The sequence below is a fragment of the Klebsiella sp. HMSC25G12 genome (assembly GCF_001807705.1).
GTDB lineage: Bacteria > Pseudomonadota > Gammaproteobacteria > Enterobacterales > Enterobacteriaceae > Klebsiella > Klebsiella variicola.
In genome coordinates this window covers 17,365-34,097 of the sequence record NZ_KV789908.1, presented here as the reverse complement: position 1 = coordinate 34,097, position 16,733 = coordinate 17,365, and the positions used below count along the sequence as shown (strand labels likewise).

The window sequence follows — 16,733 nt, the reverse complement described above, 5'->3', positions numbered from 1 at the left end:
TGCGCTTTCTGCGCGACTGCCGGTTTCGCAGCAGCTTTGTGGTGTTTCTTCGCAGCCTGCGCTTTCTGCGCGACTGCCGGTTTCGCAGCGGCTTTATGGTGTTTCTTCGCCGCCTGGGCTTTTTGCTCAGCAGCCGGTTTTGCAGCGGCTTTGTGGTGTTTCTTCGCCGCCTGGGCTTTCTGCTCGGCTGCCGGTTTCGCGGCCGCTTTGTGATGTTTCTTATGGTGAACGGTGGTATGGCTGGCAGCTGCGGCCGGGGTGGCGCTTGCGGCATCGGCAGCGAAAGCAACTGATGACAGACCCATAGCAGCGGCAACAACCAGAGCTAATACTTTTTTCATTCTGAAATCCTCGAATTGGTTTCTTGAGTAACCCCACTGCGGGGCTGTTGACCACACTATATGCGTCTCGGGGAGTGCCATCAGTGAGTCTTTGGTGTCGGGGAGTAACGGAATGTACAACGTGGTCGCAATGCCGGAGAACGAAAAAGCCCGCCGGAGGGGCGGGCTTTGCAGGGACTAGCGCGCGGCGCGCTGTAAGATGATGCTGGAGGGCTGGCGCTGTAGAAAACGCATCCGCAGCATCATCATGATGGCGGCGGAGGTCAGGCCGATGATAAATCCACACCAGAAACCGGCGGGCCCCATGCGTGGCACAACCATATCGGTCAACGCCAGCAGATAGCCGCTCGGCAAACCCAGCACCCAGTACGCGGTAAAGGTAATAAAAAAGATAGACCGGGTATCTTTATAGCCGCGCAGAATGCCGCTGCCGATCACCTGGATGGAGTCGGAGATCTGATAGATAGCCGCCAGCAGCATCAGGTGTGAGGCCAGCAGCACCACCTCGGGATTATCGTTATACAGCAGGGCAATCTGTTCACGCATCAGCACGGTAAAGATAGCGGTAAATACCGCCAGACAGACGCCCACGCCCACGCCGGTGCGGGCCGAAACCTGGGCATCGATCGTTGAACCTTGTCCGAGACGGAAGCCGACGCGAATGGTGACCGCCGCCGCCAGCGATAGCGGCAGAACGAACATCAATGAGCTGAAGTTAAGCGCGATCTGGTGACCGGCGACGTCAATGATCCCCAGCGGGGAGACCAGCAGCGCGACGACGGCAAACAGCGTGACTTCAAAGAACAGCGCCAGAGCAATGGGCAGCCCCAGCTGCACCAGCCGTAACAGGACGGCGACATCGGGGCGGCTGAAGCGCTCGGCGCAGCGGATATCCCGCATCGAACGCGCCCGACGCACCCACCACAGCATGCTGGCGAACATCACCCAGTAAACCGAAGCAGTCGCTACGCCACAGCCGACACCGCCCAGCTCGGGCATGCCGAAATGACCATAGATAAAGATATAGTTCACCGGAATGTTGACCAGTAAGCCGATAAAGCCCATGACCATCCCGGGTTTGGTTTTCGCCAGCCCTTCACACTGATTACGGGCAACCTGGAAGAACAGATAGCCCGGCGCGCCCCACAGCAGCGCGCGCAGATAGCCAACCGCCTTCTCAGCCAACAGCGGGTCGATATTATGCATGGAGCTGATGATATAGCCGGCGTTCCACAGCACGACCATAATCAGCACCGAGACAAAGCCGGCCAGCCAGAAGCCCTGACGCACCTGCTGTGCGATGCGATCCCGCCGTCCGGAGCCGTTAAGCTGCGCCACCACCGGGGTCAGCGCCAGCAGCAGCCCGTGTCCAAAGAGGATCGCCGGCAGCCAGATGGAGGTCCCGATGGCCACGGCGGCCATATCCGTGGCGCTGTAGCCACCCGCCATCACGGTATCGACAAAACCCATCGCTGTCTGCGCCACCTGCGCAAGGATGACGGGTATAGCCAGAGCTAATAACTGACGCGCTTCAACGAAATACTTCTGCACGTGAACACCTTTATTTTGTTGTTATTTTGAGACTAAAAAAGCCGCCGTAACTGGCAGCAAGGGGATAAAAATGAGGAATTTCCAGTCTATTGTAGCGAGGATTAGCCATTAAGCCAGTGAAAAAAGAGTCGAGGCACGAAGCGCGCTGGCAACCGCTTTGCCCTCCTGTTATTGTTCCCGATAGCGAAAACGGTAATGATACCGTCATGATTTTCAACAGGAGCCTAACATGTTTACTGGTATTGTTCAGGGAACCGCGAAAGTGGTCTCCATTGATGATAAACCTAATTTTCGCACCCATGTGGTGGAGCTACCGGCGCATATGCTGGAGGGGCTGGAAACCGGCGCCTCGGTAGCCAATAACGGCTGTTGCCTGACGGTGACCGAAATAAACGGCGCGCACATCAGCTTCGATCTGATGAAAGAGACGCTGCGGATTACCAACCTCGGCGATATTCAGATCGGGGATGAAGTGAACGTCGAGCGGGCGGCGAAATTCAGTGATGAAATCGGCGGGCATCTGATGTCCGGCCATATTATGACCACCGCGGAAATCGTGAAGATCCTCACTTCCGAAAATAACCGTCAGATCTGGTTTAAAGTGCAGGATCCGACGCTGATGAAATATATCCTTTATAAAGGTTTCATCGGTATTGATGGCATTAGCCTGACGGTGGGCGAGGTGACGGCAACCCGCTTCTGCGTGCATCTTATCCCGGAAACGCTGCAGCGGACTACGCTGGGCGCGAAAAAGCTGGGTGACCGCGTCAATATTGAGATTGACCCGCAAACTCAGGCGGTTGTCGATACGGTTGAACGCGTGCTGGCCGCGAAAGACGTTGCGTCTAAGGTGAATGAAGCCTGAAAAAAATCCCCCGCCGGTGAGCGGGGGAGATTTTGTTAGCGGGCGATGCGTAGCCCATGTTCAATGCCGCGCGAGAACACTACCTGCCAGAGCTGAATGTCACGGGCGCGGAAGGCGCCGGCGCAGGCGTTCAGATAATAGCTGAACATCCGTTTGAAACGTTCAGAATAGTTATCGGCAATTTCCGGCCAGCTGGCGAGAAAACGCTCATACCAGGCCATCAGGGTGGTGTCATAATCGGCGCCGAAGTTATGCCAGTCTTCCATCACAAAGTGCTTCTCGCTGGCATCGGCGATCTGCCGAACCGACGGCAGACAGCCGTTGGGGAAGATATATTTATCGATCCACGGGTCGACGTTATGGTCGGTGACTTTGGAACCGATGGTGTGCAGTAAGAAACGGCCGTTGGGTTTCAAATTACGATCCGCGACCTCAAAGTAGGTGGCGTAATTTTTCGGTCCCACGTGCTCAAACATACCGACGGAGACGATACGGTCAAAGCTGTCGTGCAGATCGCGATAGTCCTGGAGCCGAATCTCCACGTCAAGATCAGCGCAGCGCGCCTGGGCCATCTTTTGCTGCTCGGCGGAGATGGTCACGCCGACAACGCTGACCTGGTAATTTCGCGCCATATACTCGGCGAGCCCGCCCCATCCACAGCCGATATCCAGTACCCGCATCCCCGGCTCAAGCTCCAGCTTACGACAGATGAGGTCCAGTTTAGCCTGCTGCGCCGCTTCGAGGGTTTGCGCCTCTTTCCAGTATCCGCAGGAATACTGCATGTAGGGGTCAAGCATTCGGCTGAAGAGATCGTTGCCGAGATCGTAATGCTCTTTGCCAACAATCCAGGCGCGTTTTTTACTTTGCAGATTGAACAGGCGAGCGCCTGCGATGCGGAGTGTATCTTTGAAATGGTGAGGGAGCTGTTTTTCCAGTCCGGCGCGAAGCACTTTGTGGAAGAATATATCCAGACGCTCGCAGTCCCACCAGCCGTCCATATAGCTTTCGCCTAACCCCAGCGACCCCTCCTGCAGGACACGTTTAAAGAAAAGAGGGTTTTTAATTCGCAGGTCTGACGGCGCGGAGCCATTGATTTCTATTCCCGCACGGCCCAATAATTCAGCTGCAATCCGGTACCAGTCATCATTTGGTACACTTACTTCTTCTATACACGATGAACTCATAGCTTCTCCATCACGCCCAAGTGATCAGAACCTTAAAACAGCGTAGACGCTTTTTTGGCTTTGTGAGAAATCTCACGGATAATCCGTGAAGTCGCTATCCGACGTAGAACAGAGGAAGGGAGATAACCCTTGCCGAAAGGCCTTCCATGGTGAAACGGAGGCATCCTGCATCCGTTAATATTTAACTATTTTCTATTTATGTGAACCCGGATCCAGTATAGGACGCTAAGTACTGGCTTTCAATAAAATTTTCTTAGCATGCTAACGACTGGTCCGGGCAACGGCGATGGGCGTTACGCGTGGGAAGAGTGGGGGGTCAGCTCCGGCGTTTGCTGCAGGCGATAGCCGATTCCGGCTAAGCCAATCGAGACCAGCATCACACTGGTGGTGGTCAGCAGCGGCGTGGCGATCAGCGCCGATACCAGCAAACTGGTCAGGAAGCACAATCCCAGCTGCAGCGTATTCTGCAGCGCCGCCGCGCGGCCCGTTGCCTGCGGGAAGGGCTTCAGCGCCTGGGCGACCACAATGGGATAGATCCCGCCGTTGACCACCGCCATCATGCAGAACGGGATCATTAACGCCACCAGCGAGGCATGCGTTTGCAGGCCGACCAGCCAGGTGGCGGCAACGCTGACGGCGAAGACCGCCAGCAGCCACGGCAGCATCTGTTGTCCTGACCATTTTTGCAGCAGCGCGCGACAACCATAGCCGCCCACCAGAAAGGCGATGGTCTGCGGGATATAACTCAGGCCGATAGCGGTTGGGCCATAGCCCATTTCGTGCAGGATAAAAGGTGACCCGGTAAGCCAGGCGAAGAAGCTGGCGGAGCAGGCGGCGTAGATCAGGACGTTGCCGCTGTATTCCCGGGAGCGCAGCAGCGCGAGAAAGGTGATCTTCTGCTGCGTCACTGCTACCGACTTTGCGGCTGCCTTCAGGCGCAGGGCAGGCAGCATCAGCAGCAGAGTAATGGCAAACAGGGTGGCGAAGATGGCTTGCCACTCGAAGTGCACCAGTAGCCAGCTACCCAGCAGCGGGGCCAGCGCTGGCGACAGTCCTACCAGCGGCATAATGGTGGCGAAGATGCGGTTCGTGCGCTGGGCAGGATAGTAATCGGTGACCATCGCCTGCCAGGTAACGGCCGCGGCACAGACGCCAATCGCCTGCAAAAAGCGCAGCGCCAGCATCAGGGTAGCGTTGTGCACCCACAGCATCCCCAGACAGCCGGCCGCGAAAATTGCCAGGCCGCTCAACAGCACCGGTTTGCGCCCATAGCGGTCCGACAGCGGCCCCCAGAACAGCTGCCCCAGCGCGAAGCCGGCGAGGAACAGGCTCAGGCTGGCGCTGATGGAGGCAGCGGAGGTATTGAGATCCTGCTGCATGGCGGCAAACGCCGGCAGGTACATATCGGTGGCCAGAAAGCCCAGCACGCTCAGGCCGGCCAGCCAGACTAAAAATCCTTTCCCAGGTTGTGACATAACGTTCTCATTTTTGGAGTACAGGTACGATGCCGCAGAGTGTAGGGAGTGCATTGTGGCTTGTGAAACGCTAATATTTGTCACATGCATTCAAAAATTTTGCAGGCAGAAAATGTGGTCTGAATACTCTCTGGAAGTGGTTGATGCCGTAGCCCGCAACGGCAGCTTCAGCGCGGCCGCGCAGGAGCTGCACCGGGTGCCCTCCGCCATCAGCTATACCGTGCGTCAGCTTGAAGAGTGGCTGGCCGTTCCCTTGTTTGAGCGCCGCCATCGTGATGTGGAGCTGACGCCCGCAGGGGTCTGGTTCTTACAGGAAGGGCGCTCTGTTATCAAAAAAATGCAGATCACCCGCCAGCAGTGCCAGCAAATCGCCAACGGCTGGCGCGGGCAGCTGTCGATCGCGGTGGATGATATTGTGAAACCGGCGCGGATGCGCCAGATGATCGTCGATTTCTATCGCCATTTTCCCGACGTCGAGCTCATCGTTTTCCAGGAAGTGTTCAACGGCGTATGGGATGCGCTGGCCGACGGCCGTGTAGAACTGGCGATTGGCGCAACGCGATCTATTCCGGTCGGGGGCCGCTATGCGTTTCGCGATATGGGGATGCTGAGCTGGGACTGCGTGGTGGCGAGCGATCACCCGCTGGCGAAGATGGAGGGACCCCTGAGCGATGATGTCCTGCGTAACTGGCCGTCGCTGGTGCGGGAGGATACGTCACGTTCACTGCCCAAACGAACAACCTGGCTGCTGGATAACCAGAAGAGGGTGGTGGTCCCCGACTGGGAATCGTCGGCCACCTGTCTGTCGGCGGGCCTCTGCGTCGGCATGGTGCCGAGCCATTTCGCCCGACCATGGGTAGATCGCGGCGAGTGGACCGCGCTGGCGCTGGAGAATCCGTTCCCGGATGCCGCCTGCTGTCTGACCTGGCAGCAGAGTGATGCCTCACCGGCGCTGAACTGGATGCTGGACTATCTGGGGGACAGCGACACGCTGAATCGGGAATGGCTGCGGGCGCCGGAGTGATCCGCGCCCGCCAGATGCCTTACCGACGATAATCGACAAACGGGCCATCCGCCACGGAGCGGCGTTCGACCAGACGAGGATGCACTTCGATAGACTGCGACTCTTCACGCTTATTAACGATACGATCCAACAGCATGTTAAATGCGGCTTCGCCCAGGGAATCTTTCGGCTGATGAATAGTGGTTAACGCCGGGCTGAAATAGCGGGCGTTACGCACATTATCATAACCGATCAGCGAAATGTCCTGCGGCACCCGCAGCCCCATTTCATCCGCCGCGCAGATAGCGCCCATCGCCATGATATCGCCGCCGCAGAACACCGCCGTCGGACGGTGCTGCTGGCTTAAGATCTGCTGCATAGCGCGGTAGCCGGACTCCGGCTCGAAGTCGCCCTGCACAATCCAGTTTTCCGGCACGCTGATATGCGCCTCTTTCATCGCCTGCATAAAGCCGGCCAGGCGGCCTGCGCCGGTGTTGCGCTCCAGCGGACCCGGGATCACGCCGATTTCACGATGGCCACGTTCAATCAGGTAGCGTCCGGCGATATAGCCGCCCTGGAAGGCGTTATCGATCACCGCATCGGTGAAGTCGGCTTTTGCTTCGCCCCAGTCCATCACCACCATCGGGATATGGCGATACTCTTCCAGCATGCTCAATACCGAATCCGGATATTCGGAACACATCACCAGCAGACCGTCGACACGCTTCTGCGCCATCATCGACAAATAGGCGCGCTGTTTTTCCGGATCGTTCCATGCGTTGCCGAGGATCAGGGTGTAGCCCTTCTGGAAGCAGCTCTTTTCAACAGACTCAATAATTTCAGCAAAATAGGCGGCTTCGCTACTGGTCGCCAGCAGACCAATCGATTTTGTATGATTGACTTTCAGGCTGCGGGCCACGGCGCTCGGCGAGTAGTGCAGCTCTTTAATCGCCGCCCACACCGCATTGCGCGTCTCTTCGGCAACGAAACGGGTTTTGTTAATTACATGTGATACAGTTGTAGTGGAAACGTTTGCGCGCTTCGCTACATCTTTAATAGTTGCCATTACATCTCACTCCATGCCTTGACCTGATCGCCTGATCATCGATACGTAAACGTTTGCCTACACACACCCTGAATACAATTTTCAACATTGCATCACGTCGGGAAAACGACACAGAACGACAGGAAGGGGTCAATGGCCGATACGCTTTTAAATTAGCGTGGGATTTTGTCCGATCTTGGGGCAAAGTGGAAGAGCAAAAATGTGCATCGCCCTAAATCCCGGAAGATTTTTGCGATTTTTTGTGCAAAAATGAGCAAGCTCACTTTTGGTGTGGGGATAACAAGAGGGAAAAATGATGGATACCAATTTAAAGTTTTCGCTGATCACCACGGTTATTGCCCTCGGCGTGATCGTCGCTTTCAGCCTGACCGCCATACTGCACTAATGTTCCAGTGAGGGAGGAGCGCGGCCTCCTCCCCGTATCCCGCCATTATTATCAATTCTGCAAAAATCTTTTGTCATTTCGTTCACTTTTGTTTTTTTGTGATTGATGTCATGCTTTTGACTTCTGATGTTACGCCGTCGTCTCTGACGGTCTGATGGAGTCATTGAATGAAAATCAACTTTCCTTTACTTGCGCTGGCGATCGGCGCCTTTGGCATCGGTACCACCGAGTTCTCCCCAATGGGATTGCTGCCGGTGATTGCGAAAGGTGTGGACGTCTCGATACCGGTAGCGGGAATGCTGATCAGTGCGTATGCCATCGGCGTCATGGTCGGCGCGCCGCTGATGACGCTGCTGTTGTCGCATCGCGCACGGCGCAATGCGCTGATTTTTCTGATGGGGATCTTCACCGTCGGCAACCTGTTGTCATCCATTGCGCCGGATTACACCACCTTGCTGCTGTCGCGTATTATTACCAGCCTTAACCACGGTGCTTTCTTTGGCCTGGGATCAGTGGTCGCAGCCAGCGTCGTGCCAAAGCATAAGCAGGCCAGCGCGGTAGCCACGATGTTTATGGGGCTCACCATCGCCAACATCGGCGGTGTACCGGCGGCGACCTGGCTTGGCGAAACCATCGGCTGGCGGATGTCCTTCCTGGCCACAGCGGGGTTAGGCCTGCTGGCGATGGTCAGTCTGTGGTTCTCTCTGCCGAAGGGCAGCGCCGGTGAGCGCCCGGATGTCAAAAAAGAGCTTTCAGTCCTGCTACGCCCGCAGGTACTCTCCGCCTTGCTGACTACCGTGCTCGGTGCCGGGGCAATGTTTACGCTGTATACCTATATCTCGCCAGTGCTCAATACGCTGACCCACGCTTCATCGCTGTTTATTACCGCGATGCTGGTGCTGATTGGCGTTGGTTTTTCGCTGGGCAACTATCTGGGCGGCAAATTCGCCGACCGGTCGGTCTCTGGCACGCTGAAAGGCTTTCTGCTGCTGCTGATGGCGATCATGCTGGCGATCCCGCTGCTGGCGCAATCCCAGGCTGGAGCGGCCATCAGCATGATTGTCTGGGGCGCAGCAACCTTTGCGGTGGTTCCGCCGCTGCAGATGCGGGTCATGCGCGTGGCGCATGAAGCGCCGGGGCTCTCTTCTTCGGTGAATATCGGCGCGTTCAACCTCGGCAACGCGCTGGGCGCCGCCGCCGGTGGGGCGGTGATCTCTGGCGGACTGGGCTATGCGTTTGTGCCGGTGATGGGGGCGATTATCGCCGGTCTGGCGCTGCTGCTGGTCTGGTTCAGCGGACGAGCGCAGCCGGAAGAGGCCTTTGCCAGCCAGTAACGCGAGTGTAGGGAAGGGCTAAAAAAACCGCAGCCGGGGAGACCCTGCTGCGGTTTGTCGTTTATGCCGCCAGGTTGGCCGCAACAAACTTCCAGTTAACCAGCGCCCAGAAATGGTCCAGGTAGCTTGGACGGGCATTGCGGTAGTCGATGTAGTAGGCGTGTTCCCAGACGTCAACGGTCAGCAGCGGCTTCGCGTCGGTGGTCAGCGGGGTACCGGCGTTGCTGGTGGAGACGATAGCCAGGCTGCCGTCGGCATTTTTGACCAGCCAGGTCCAGCCCGCGCCGAAGTTTTTCGCTGCGGCATCGGTAAATTTGGCTTTAAAATCCGCAAAGCTGCCGAAGGATTTGGCAATCGCGGCCGCTAACTCGCCTTCCGGTTCGCCGCCGGCGTTCGGCGCCAGGCAGTTCCAGTAGAAGGTGTGGTTCCAGACCTGGGCTGCGTTGTTGAATACGCCGCCTTCAGAAGTGCGGACGATCTCTTCGAGAGATTTGCCTTCGAACGCAGTGCCTTTGATCAGGTTGTTGAGGTTAGTGACATACGCCTGGTGGTGTTTACCGTAGTGATATTCCAGGGTTTCTGCGGAAATGTGCGGCGCCAGGGCGTCTTTTGCATATGGTAATGCAGGTAATTCAAACGACATTGCTACTCTCCTTATAACTTTTTGTTTTAGCTCACATTGACAAGATGAGGCTTTCGCCTGAATCGTGTTCTGGCCACCCGACGCTGTCGCGTCACGGGCTGTTATTGTATTGAGAATGTTAACATTTGCCGCAAGCAGTGAAAAGCCTTACAACGATAAAGGCTATTGCCGCAGGCGCAACTGATGAAGGCTTAACCGTTTTCTACGGGGCGAGGCGTCAAACCGCTCGCAGATGTTGCAAAAATGTATAAGGAGACGCCGTCTGCGCTTTTCCGACTCTCGCAGGGAAGGTTTAACGTCTTCTGTTTTTCTCTGACGATCGCAGCCGCGCATCATGGTTGAGGGTGATATGTCTTTAAAATTAATGGTTTAATTAAAATATGCGCCCAGGCAATCGCCGCTATGCCAATAATTCATTGTCTATTTTGCTATTTGTATGACAAATATGACCGCCGACATGAATTTCCCACAGGATGGCTACGATGGCAAAAACAGGTGAGGCGGTGAGCCCGAAGATGATCCCGGTTGTGCAGGGGATCGTTGACTGGATCGAAGCCCATATTTTAGACACCCTGCCGGTCAGCACGATTGCGAAAAAGTCCGGTTATTCGCACTGGTATTTCCAGCGGCAGTTCGCCATGGTGACCGGCTGCACGCTGGCGAACTACGTCAGTCGGCGAAAAATGACCATTGCGACAATCTATTTAACGCAGACGCAAGCGTCGATACAGAGTATTTCTCAGTGCCTGGGATACGACGGACAGGCCGCTTTCTGCCGGACCTTTCACCGTCACTTTGGTATGTCGCCCACCCGCTATCGTCGGGAAGCGCCGGGCAAGGAGATGAATATGCAGTATCCTTTGACGGTAGAAGGGAAAGACGCGCAGGTGAGGCGGTCTGCCGCCGTAGCGGCAGACCAGGATCAGCGAATGGTTTTCGGCGTCATGACGCGACGAGCGCCAACATAATGGCGAACCCAGTAATCCTCGCTCAGGGAGGTGATTTGTATATCACGACCTGTGCGTGGTGACTGAATAAATTTCCCGTTGCCGACGTAGACGCCAACGTGGTCGGCAGTACCGCGTCCGCGGGTGCGGAAGAAGACCAAATCGCCGCTCTGCAGTTCATCACGATCCACCGGACGCGCATCGCGCAGGTGGTACATTTCATTAGCCGTACGCGGGATGTGAATTTTGACCAGGTCCTTATAGGCGTAATAAACCAGTCCGCTGCAGTCAAAGCCGGTACGTGGCGAGGTGCCGCCCCAGCGATAGGGTTTACCCAACTGGCCCATCAATTTGTTCATGGCGGTACTTTGCGCTTTCTGCACCCGGACTTTATGGGCGTCAGCGATCGTTAAATTCGCATCGCTGGCCTCAGGTTTACAGCGTTTTTTATAGCCCTTACGCACCACGCATTTGCTTTTGACGCTGTTCAGCGCCAGGGTCGGCTCGGCGCTGGCGGCGACCGTTTTCGCGCACTGCTTTTTATAACCTTTACGCAGCACGCATTTTTTCGTCGCGCCGGCGGCCTGACGATGAAGTGCGGTTTGGCTTGCTGCGGTAGTGCGGGAAGGGAGCCGGGTGCTCGAGGACTTTTTACTGGTGGTTTTAGCGGTGGTTTTACTTTTTTGACTGGTAGCTTTTTTCTTGCGCTCTGAGCCACTTTTCGCGGGCAACGCCTTTGGCGAAGCGGAGGCGTGCGTATGCCCTGACGCCTGAGCCAGTGGCGTGAATGAGATAGATGTGAACAGTAATGCACAGAGCGATATCGCGATTTTGTTTAGCCGCGCCACTGAGCAATCCCCTGATTAATTACAGACATGTACAAATGCCTGACGATGAATGACAAACCGGAATGATTCTAAAGCATAAAAACCCGGAAAGTTAATATTCTTTTGTATCAAAAATGTCGATTGGTTAACGATTGCAAGAAAACGCGTCAGACATTGACCGTCTCGCACAGAAAATGCGCAATGAGCGCCCGCCTGCGACGGCAAAATGATATTTTTAAGGCAACTTCGCGCAACAGAAGATAAAATATGAATAGTGAAAAAAATGTTATTATCCGTCCTGCCTACAGGACGCTACAATGACAAGTTACTGCCGTAGAAAGAAGTTTAAGGAAGCACGACAATGAGCTCGACTTTAGAAAAGATCCAACGCCAAATCGCTGAAAACCCGATCCTGTTGTACATGAAAGGGTCGCCGAAGCTGCCAAGCTGCGGTTTCTCTGCCCAGGCCGTTCAGGCGCTGTCCGCCTGTGGCGAACGTTTTGCTTACGTTGATATCCTGCAGAACCCGGATATCCGCGCCGAGCTGCCTAAATACGCCAACTGGCCGACTTTCCCGCAGCTGTGGGTAGACGGTGAACTGGTGGGCGGCTGCGATATCGTCATCGAAATGTACCAGCGCGGTGAACTGCAGCAGCTGATCAAAGAGACGGCGGCGAAGTACCACACCGACGAGCCGAAAGCGGAGTAATTCCCGCCATCCGTAAAAAAGCGACTTCCTGGAAGTCGCTTTTTTTATTACTCCGGGGTGGCCACGGGCAGCGGCCAGCCGCCCAGACGCTTCCAGCGGTTCACAATCTCACAAAACAGCTGCGCCGTCTGCTCGGTATCGTACAGGGCGGAGTGGGCCTGCGCGCCATCGAACGCCATACCCGCGGCGATACAGGCTTTCGACAGCACCGTCTGGCCCAGCGCCAGCCCGCTCAGCGCGGCGGTGTCGAAGGTAACAAACGGATGGAACGGATTGCGTTTAAGCCCCGCGCGTTCGGCGGCGGTCATGGTGAAGCTGTGGTCAAAGGTCGCATTGTGCGCCACCATGATCGCCCGGCTGCAGTCGCTCTCTTTCATCCCTTTGCGTACCATTTTGAAGATGGCATGCAGGGCATCGTATTCGCTGACGGCGCCGCGCTCCGGGTCGTGCGGGTTAATTCCGTTAAAGGCCAGCGCTTCGGGCTGCAGATTGGCGCCCTCGAAAGGTTCAACATGGAAATGCAGCGTTTCATCGGGCATCAGCCAGCCTTGCTCATCCATCTTCAACGTAATGGCGGCGATCTCCAGCAGGGCGTCGGTTTTGGCATTAAATCCTGCGGTTTCAACATCAATCACCACCGGATAAAAACCGCGGAAACGGTCGCACAGACCATTCAGTTGAGCATTCTCGGACATCAGATTCTCTTAGCTGGAAAAAAGTAGCGCGCATTATGGCAAATTTTGCCGCGGCTTGCAGCAGGCAGGGGTGAAAACAACGGGCGCCGCAGCGCCCGGGCGAGCCATGGCATTAAAGAGGCCTGGCTCGGGAAGCGTTAGTTGCCCAGACCTTTGCCGGCATCTTTCTCTTCAATGAGCTCGATTTTGTAACCGTCCGGATCTTCCACGAAGGCGATGACGGTGGTGCCGCCTTTTACCGGGCCGGCTTCACGGGTGACGTTGCCCCCGTTCTGGCGGATCCGTTCGCAGGCTTCGGCGGCGTTGTCGACGCTCAGCGCGATATGGCCGTAGGCGGTGCCCAGCTCATAGCTGTCCACGCCCCAGTTGTAGGTCAGTTCGATCACCGCGGTTTCGCTCTCTTCGCCGTAGCCGACAAAGGCGAGGGAGTACTTGTACTCCGGGTTTTCGCTGGTGCGCAGCAGCTTCATGCCCAACACGTTGGTATAGAAGTCGATAGAACGTTGCAGGTCGCCAACGCGCAGCATGGTGTGGAGTAAGCGCATAATGTCCCCTATGCAGTTTATTTGATAGATCAGAACCTTGAGTATAGCGGCGATACGTCGCCGCTATCAATGGAGGGATTACAGCGTAGGGTAGTCGGTGTAGCCTTCCGCGCCGCCGCCATAGAAAGTTTCCGGGCGCTGGGGGTTGAGCGCCGCTTTTTTCTGCAGACGGGCCACCAGATCCGGGTTGGCGATGTAATCGCGGCCAAAGGCCACAGCATCAATGAGCCCTTTATTGATAAGATCGTTAGCTTTTTCTACCGTGTAGGCGCCAGCGCCAATGATCACGCCCGGGAAGCGGTCGCGAACTTTCTGACGGAAGGCTTCGCTGTACGGCTTGCCGCCCGCCCAGTCCGGCTCGGACATGTGCAGATAGGCGATACCGCGTTTCGCCAGTTCGCTAATCAGATACAGCGCGTCTTCTTCTTCGTTCGGGCCATTATCCACATTCTGGAAGCTGCCAATCGGCGACACGCGGATGCCGATCCGGTCAGCGCTCCACTCTTTGCTCACTGCGTCGACCACTTCCAGTACCAGACGGGCACGGTTCTCCACGCTGCCGCCGTACTGATCGGTACGCTGGTTCGCCGACGGCGAGAGGAACTGGTGCAGCAGATAGCCGTGGGCCGAGTGCAACTCAACCAGATCGAAGCCAGCGTCACGGGCATTGCCGACCGCCTGACGAAAATCGTCGACGATCCCCGGGATCTCTTCGGTTTCCAGGGCACGCGGCATCGAGGTGTCGGCGCGAATAGCATGGCCGTTTTCATCGCGCAGGGAGGTGCGAGTACCGGCGCTCAGCGCGGAAGGCGCTACCGGCGCGCCGCCGCCAGGTTGCAGGCTGCTATGGGAAATACGCCCGGTGTGCCACAGCTGGACGGCGATACGGCCATTTTCCGCATGAACACCGGCGGTGATTTTCTGCCAGGCGGCAATCTGCTCCGGGCTGTGCAGGCCCGGCGCGCCGGCATAGCCTTTGGCCTGGGCAGAAATCTGCGTCGCTTCGGTGATGATCAGGCCGGAGCTGGCGCGCTGGCGGTAGTATTCGCCCATCAGCGGGGTAGGGATATCGCCCGGCTCGATGCTGCGCAGACGCGTCAACGGCGCCATAAATACGCGATTAGGGACGGTGACCGCACCGACTTTCAACGGGCTGAATAATTTTGCTTCCGACATAGTGACTCCTGAGTAGACCGGTCGTCTAGTAACTGATGAAATAAAAACGCCTGTTATACCGCAGGCGCCGCAATAATCTGTTTGGCGTGGGCAAGGGCGCTTTCCAGCGGCCTTGCGCTACGCGTAATTTTGGCCTGCAGGTTGGCCCCGAGCCACAGGGAATACAGCACCTGCGACAGGGTCATGGCCTCGCCGTCAAACGCCAGACTGCCTTCCTGACGTCCTTTCTCCAGCGCGTCGCCCAGCAGGGCGATAATCTGACTGGCACCATGGTCCATGGCGGTACGCATATCTTCCGACAGGTCGCAAACCTCTGCCGACAACTTGACGGTAAGACAGCCGCTAATAATCCCCTGCTGGCAGAACTGATTCAGCGTGTGCTGATAATAAGCCAGCAGGCGGTCACGATAGTTGCCGTCGCCATGATCGAAGTGGTCGACCAGGCGCTGCAGATATCCGGTGTAGTGATGTTCGAGCAGCGCGACGCCGAAGGCTTCTTTAGAGCGGAAGTAATGGTAGAAAGAGCCCTTAGGCACTTCCGCCGTCTTCAGAAGTTCGCTCAAGCCCATTCCGGTAAAACCGCGATGCATGCAGAGCTGCTCGCCGGTGACCAGGATATGTTCTCGGGTATCGCATTCGCTGTGTCTGTTCATGGAGCACACTGTAGTAGACCGATTGGTCTAATGCAAGCGTCGGCGGAAAAATGTTAGCTGGCGCAGCACGTAGTGAACAAAATTTGCGTCGGCGCGGGGAAACGTCTTCAATGAAAGGAGACGAGGAGACAGGAGACGTGTGGTGGCAGAGCAGTTAGAGTTTTTCCCGGTGCAGAGCCCGTGCCGGGGAATATGTCAGACCGACGAGCGCGGCTACTGTCGCGGCTGTTTCCGCAGCCGTGAGGAACGTTTTAACTGGCAAACGATGAGCGATGCGCAGAAACAGGAGGTGTTGCGTCTCTGCCGCCAACGGCTGCTGCGCAAAATACGCGCGAACAAGCCGGAACCGGCGGAAGAACCGCAGCAACCCTCACTGTTTTAAACCAAAAAGTACGTATACTCAGTACACTTTTTTATTGAGGAAGCGGTTATGGTTCAGCGTATTGCTATGGCTCCCCAGGGGCCGGAATTTTCGCGTTTTGTGATGGGCTACTGGCGTCTGATGGACTGGAAAATGTCGCCAGGCGAGCTGGTCAGCTTTATTGAACAGCATCTCGATTTAGGCGTAACCACTGTCGATCACGCCGATATCTATGGCGATTATCAGTGTGAGGCTGCCTTTGGCGAAGCGCTGAAGCTGGCGCCGCATCTGCGTAATCGCATGGAAATTGTCAGCAAATGCGGCATCGCCACCCGGGCGCGGGCTGAAAACACCATCGGCCACTATATCACCGACCGCGACCACATCGTGCTCAGCGCTGAGCAATCGCTGCGTAATCTGGCGACGGACCATCTCGATCTGCTGCTGATCCATCGGCCGGATCCGCTAATGAATGCCGATGAAGTGGCTGAGGCGTTCCTCGCGCTGCATCACAGCGGAAAAGTGCGCCACTTTGGCGTATCTAACTTTACCCCAGCCCAGTTCACTCTTCTGCAGTCGCGCCTGCCGTTTACCCTGGCCACCAATCAGGTCGAAATCTCGCCGGTGCATCAGCCGCTGTTGCTCGACGGCACGCTCGATCAGCTGCAGCAGCTGCGTATTCGTCCGATGGCATGGTCCTGCCTTGGCGGCGGACGCCTGTTCAATGAAGAGGGCTTCCAGCCGCTGCGCGATGAGCTGGCGCAGGTAGCGCATGAGCTCAATGCCGACAGCATCGAGCAGGTGGTCTACGCCTGGATATTGCGTCTGCCCTCGCAGCCGCTGCCGATTATCGGCTCGGGCAAAATCGAACGCGTGCGTTCCGCGATCGTGGCCGAAAAACTTAACATGACCCGTCAGCAGTGGTTCCGTATCCGCAAAGCCGCGCTCGGTTACGACGTACCGTAACGGGCAT

The 16,733-nt window shown here is 56.5% G+C and carries 19 protein-coding genes; 8 read left to right on the top strand and 11 right to left on the bottom strand.

All coding sequences use genetic code 11. The annotated features are described in order from the left end of the window. On the bottom strand, positions 1 to 341 hold a 341-nt coding region (asr, locus tag HMPREF3096_RS18735; protein WP_070544571.1), incomplete at its 3' end, for an acid resistance repetitive basic protein Asr. 177 nt (positions 342 to 518) lie between these two features. After that, on the bottom strand, positions 519 to 1,892 hold the full coding sequence (gene mdtK, locus HMPREF3096_RS18730) for an MdtK family multidrug efflux MATE transporter (RefSeq protein ID WP_012541512.1): 1,374 nt from the start codon (positions 1,890 to 1,892) through the stop codon (positions 519 to 521). 229 nt (positions 1,893 to 2,121) lie between these two features. On the opposite strand from mdtK, the gene HMPREF3096_RS18725 reads away from it, so the two are divergent. Next, entirely contained in the window at positions 2,122 to 2,757 is a 636-nt protein-coding gene (locus tag HMPREF3096_RS18725) for a riboflavin synthase (protein ID WP_012541513.1), read from the top strand. Between the two features lie 35 nt (positions 2,758 to 2,792). Here the strand turns inward: HMPREF3096_RS18725 and cfa are convergent, their stop codons facing one another. Continuing rightward, positions 2,793 to 3,941: a cyclopropane fatty acyl phospholipid synthase gene (cfa, locus tag HMPREF3096_RS18720; RefSeq protein ID WP_008804616.1), complete on the bottom strand. Its 1,149-nt coding sequence runs from the start codon at positions 3,939 to 3,941 to the stop codon at positions 2,793 to 2,795. Positions 3,942 to 4,234: 293 nt separating this feature from the next. Further along, positions 4,235 to 5,416, bottom strand: a complete 1,182-nt coding sequence (gene punC / locus HMPREF3096_RS18715) for a purine nucleoside transporter PunC (RefSeq protein ID WP_032700938.1) — start codon at positions 5,414 to 5,416, stop codon at positions 4,235 to 4,237. A 112-nt stretch (positions 5,417 to 5,528) separates the two neighbouring features. Between punC and punR the strand changes: the two genes are divergently transcribed. Beyond that, entirely contained in the window at positions 5,529 to 6,440 is a 912-nt protein-coding gene (punR, locus tag HMPREF3096_RS18710) for a DNA-binding transcriptional activator PunR (protein WP_008804618.1), read from the top strand. 19 nt (positions 6,441 to 6,459) lie between these two features. Here the strand turns inward: punR and purR are convergent, their stop codons facing one another. After that, positions 6,460 to 7,485, bottom strand: coding sequence for an HTH-type transcriptional repressor PurR (gene purR / locus HMPREF3096_RS18705; RefSeq protein ID WP_004202888.1), 1,026 nt, complete (start codon positions 7,483 to 7,485; stop codon positions 6,460 to 6,462). A 292-nt stretch (positions 7,486 to 7,777) separates the two neighbouring features. Between purR and HMPREF3096_RS30565 the strand changes: the two genes are divergently transcribed. Both HMPREF3096_RS30565 and HMPREF3096_RS18700 read left to right on the top strand, forming a co-directional pair. After that, positions 7,778 to 7,870: a cytochrome bd-I oxidase subunit CydH gene (locus HMPREF3096_RS30565; RefSeq protein ID WP_012968036.1), complete on the top strand. Its 93-nt coding sequence runs from the start codon at positions 7,778 to 7,780 to the stop codon at positions 7,868 to 7,870. A 167-nt stretch (positions 7,871 to 8,037) separates the two neighbouring features. Next, positions 8,038 to 9,204: an MFS transporter gene (locus HMPREF3096_RS18700; protein WP_002907773.1), complete on the top strand. Its 1,167-nt coding sequence runs from the start codon at positions 8,038 to 8,040 to the stop codon at positions 9,202 to 9,204. 61 nt (positions 9,205 to 9,265) lie between these two features. Here HMPREF3096_RS18700 and sodB read toward each other — a convergent pair whose 3' ends face one another. Next, positions 9,266 to 9,847 carry a superoxide dismutase [Fe] gene (sodB, locus tag HMPREF3096_RS18695; protein ID WP_002907771.1) on the bottom strand — a complete coding sequence of 194 codons (582 nt, stop codon included), beginning with the start codon at positions 9,845 to 9,847 and terminating at the stop codon, positions 9,266 to 9,268. A gap of 482 nt (positions 9,848 to 10,329) precedes the next feature. On the opposite strand from sodB, the gene HMPREF3096_RS18690 reads away from it, so the two are divergent. Beyond that, complete coding sequence (locus tag HMPREF3096_RS18690) at positions 10,330 to 10,815, top strand: helix-turn-helix domain-containing protein (RefSeq protein ID WP_012541516.1); 486 nt, start codon at positions 10,330 to 10,332, stop codon at positions 10,813 to 10,815. On the opposite strand, the gene HMPREF3096_RS18685 is transcribed toward HMPREF3096_RS18690, so the two are convergent. Beyond that, positions 10,770 to 11,642 carry a C40 family peptidase gene (locus HMPREF3096_RS18685; RefSeq protein ID WP_012968037.1) on the bottom strand — a complete coding sequence of 291 codons (873 nt, stop codon included), beginning with the start codon at positions 11,640 to 11,642 and terminating at the stop codon, positions 10,770 to 10,772. The two genes, HMPREF3096_RS18690 and HMPREF3096_RS18685, sit on opposite strands and share 46 nt — an antisense overlap. Positions 11,643 to 11,982: 340 nt before the next feature. On the opposite strand from HMPREF3096_RS18685, the gene HMPREF3096_RS18680 reads away from it, so the two are divergent. Continuing rightward, positions 11,983 to 12,330 (top strand): Grx4 family monothiol glutaredoxin, encoded by a 348-nt coding sequence (locus HMPREF3096_RS18680; RefSeq protein ID WP_002907768.1) that lies wholly within the window; start codon positions 11,983 to 11,985, stop codon positions 12,328 to 12,330. 47 nt (positions 12,331 to 12,377) lie between these two features. On the opposite strand, the gene rnt is transcribed toward HMPREF3096_RS18680, so the two are convergent. From rnt to HMPREF3096_RS18660, 4 genes are all read right to left on the bottom strand, one after another. Further along, on the bottom strand, positions 12,378 to 13,025 hold the full coding sequence (gene rnt / locus HMPREF3096_RS18675) for a ribonuclease T (protein ID WP_008804623.1): 648 nt from the start codon (positions 13,023 to 13,025) through the stop codon (positions 12,378 to 12,380). A gap of 137 nt (positions 13,026 to 13,162) precedes the next feature. Continuing rightward, a complete protein-coding gene (gene gloA, locus HMPREF3096_RS18670; protein ID WP_002907764.1) occupies positions 13,163 to 13,570 on the bottom strand; it encodes a lactoylglutathione lyase in 408 nt (135 codons plus the stop codon). Between the two features lie 78 nt (positions 13,571 to 13,648). Beyond that, positions 13,649 to 14,746, bottom strand: a complete 1,098-nt coding sequence (locus HMPREF3096_RS18665; RefSeq protein ID WP_012968038.1) for an alkene reductase — start codon at positions 14,744 to 14,746, stop codon at positions 13,649 to 13,651. 53 nt (positions 14,747 to 14,799) lie between these two features. Next, positions 14,800 to 15,399: a TetR/AcrR family transcriptional regulator gene (locus tag HMPREF3096_RS18660; RefSeq protein WP_008804625.1), complete on the bottom strand. Its 600-nt coding sequence runs from the start codon at positions 15,397 to 15,399 to the stop codon at positions 14,800 to 14,802. Positions 15,400 to 15,538: 139 nt separating this feature from the next. Between HMPREF3096_RS18660 and HMPREF3096_RS18655 the strand changes: the two genes are divergently transcribed. Together HMPREF3096_RS18655 and HMPREF3096_RS18650 are read left to right on the top strand one after the other, a co-directional pair. Next, positions 15,539 to 15,781, top strand: a complete 243-nt coding sequence (locus tag HMPREF3096_RS18655) for a DUF1289 domain-containing protein (protein ID WP_008804626.1) — start codon at positions 15,539 to 15,541, stop codon at positions 15,779 to 15,781. A gap of 48 nt (positions 15,782 to 15,829) precedes the next feature. Beyond that, positions 15,830 to 16,726 carry an aldo/keto reductase gene (locus tag HMPREF3096_RS18650; protein WP_060876454.1) on the top strand — a complete coding sequence of 299 codons (897 nt, stop codon included), beginning with the start codon at positions 15,830 to 15,832 and terminating at the stop codon, positions 16,724 to 16,726. Positions 16,727 to 16,733: the final 7 nt, after the last annotated feature.